A 2,056-nucleotide genomic window follows, 5' to 3' on the forward strand; every position below is an offset into this window, starting at 1 on the left:
TGCCCAAAGGGCCCAAGGCGCATGCCTCGGGCACGTTCGGCGACGGCATCGGCGTCACGGCGGCCAGCGAGAAGAAGGAGGCCGCCTATCTGTTCTGCCAGTGGGCGGTGTCGCCCGTCATGGGCGCGCGGCTGCTGCAGGCGGGCGCCGGCGTGCCGTTCCGCAAGTCGGTGCTGGAGGATCCCAAAGTACGCGAAGGCGTCACCATGCCGGCAAGCTGGCTCGACGCCGTGGTCGGATCCGGCAATGTCAGCCGGCTGGCGCTGCCGGTCATCATCCCGGTGACCGAGTTCCGCGACATCTATGGCGTGGCGCTGAGCAACATGATCGCCGGCGCCGATCCGGCGGAGGAGCTGAAGAAGGCCACCGAGCAGTTCCAGCCGGTCCTCGACCGGAGCGAGCAAGGCTGATGTCCGCCACCACCCCAGAACGGGCCGGGGTGACGATGGAAGCCATGGAAGGGAGCCAGACGGTGCGTCTGGCTCCCAACTACTGGCCCTTCGTCCTGCCGGCGCTCGTCGTCGTCGGCGCGGTGATCGTCTTTCCCTGGGCCTTCACGCTGTGGATGAGCGTCAACAGCTGGACGCTCGGCCAGTCGCGCAGCTTTGCCGGCATGGAAAACTATCTCCGCCTGGCGAGCGACCCGCGGTTCTGGGAATCGCTCTGGCATACGCTGACCTACACCTTCCTGTCGGTCGTCGCGCCGATGTTCCTCGGCACCGTCGCCGCACTGATCTTCGATGCAAAGGTCCCGCTGCGCGGCCTGCTGCGCGGCATCTTCGTGATGCCGATGATGGCAACGCCGGTCGCCGTGGCGCTGGTGTGGACGATGATGTTCCACCCGCAGCTCGGCGTGCTCAACTATCTCCTGTCGCTGGTCGGCATTCCGGCGCAGGAATGGATATTCAACGCCAAGACGGTCATTCCCTCGCTGGTCGCGGTCGAGACCTGGCAGTGGACGCCGCTGGTGATGCTGATCGTGCTGGGCGGGCTGGCCTCGGTGCCGCGCGAGCCGTTCGAGAGCGCCGAGATCGACGGCGCCAATGCCTGGCAGCAGTTCCGCTACCTGACGCTGCCGATGATCGCGCCGTTCCTGATGATTGCCGTCATCATCCGCACCATCGATGCGCTTAAAAGCTTCGACATCATCTACGCCATGACCCAAGGCGGTCCGGGCACGGCGTCGGAAACCATCAACATCTATCTCTACAACACCGCCTTCTCCTACTACGACATCGGCTACGGCTCGGCCATGGCCGTGGTGTTCTTCGTTGTGATCGTGGCGCTGTCCTTCATCCTGTTGATGCTGCGCCAGCGCTCGCAATGGATCAACGCGGAGGGCAAATAAGATGACGTCACGCCTCATCAACCGGATCGGACTGTTCTTCGCGGCCCTGGTCCTCGTCTCGCCGGCGATCCTGTTCTTCCTCTGGATGATCTCGCTGTCGCTGAAATTCGAGATCGACAACGGCGCCTATCCGCCGATCCTGATTCCCGAGCACTTCGCCTGGTCAAACTATGTGAAGGTGTTCGAGGAGAACAACTTCCTGCTCTATCTGGGGAATTCGGTGCTGGTCACCGGCACGGCGACGCTGCTGGCGCTCCTGATCGGCGTGCCGGCCGGCTACGGCATCGCCCGGCTGAAGGCCGAACGGTCGGCGGTCGTCATAATGATCGCCCGCATGACGCCCGGCCTTTCCTATCTGATCCCGCTGTTCCTGCTGTTCCAGTGGATCGGCATCCTCGGCACGCTGTGGCCGCAGATCATCATCCATCTGGTGGTGACAGTGCCGATCGTCGTCTGGGTGATGATCGGCTATTTCGAGACGACGCCGATGGAGCTGGAGGAGGCGGCCAGCATCGACGGCGCCAGCTCATGGCAGGTGTTCCGGCTGGTGGCGCTGCCGATCGCCAAGCCCGGCATCGTCGTCGCCTTCATCCTGTCGGTTATCTTCTCGTGGAACAATTTCGTCTTCGGCGTGGTGCTCGCCAGCCGCGAGACGCGGACCTTGCCAGTCGCCGTCTACAACATGCTGTCCTACGAGCAGGTGAGCTG

At 63.8% G+C, this 2,056-nt stretch carries 3 protein-coding genes; all 3 read left to right on the top strand.

What is annotated here, in order from left to right; genetic code table 11:
• Window positions 1-410: ABC transporter substrate-binding protein (locus EN781_RS31295; protein WP_145965740.1), on the top strand; the 410-nt coding region annotated here is incomplete at its 5' end.
• Window positions 410-1,348 carry a sugar ABC transporter permease gene (locus EN781_RS31300; protein WP_126058036.1) on the top strand — a complete coding sequence of 313 codons (939 nt, stop codon included), beginning with the start codon at window positions 410-412 and terminating at the stop codon, window positions 1,346-1,348. The genes EN781_RS31295 and EN781_RS31300, both read left to right, overlap by 1 nt.
• A gap of 1 nt (window position 1,349) precedes the next feature.
• On the top strand, window positions 1,350-2,056 hold a 707-nt coding region (locus tag EN781_RS31305), incomplete at its 3' end, for a carbohydrate ABC transporter permease (RefSeq protein WP_145965741.1).

Source organism: Mesorhizobium sp. M4A.F.Ca.ET.090.04.2.1 (assembly GCF_003999085.1).
In the GTDB taxonomy this organism is placed as follows: domain Bacteria; phylum Pseudomonadota; class Alphaproteobacteria; order Rhizobiales; family Rhizobiaceae; genus Mesorhizobium.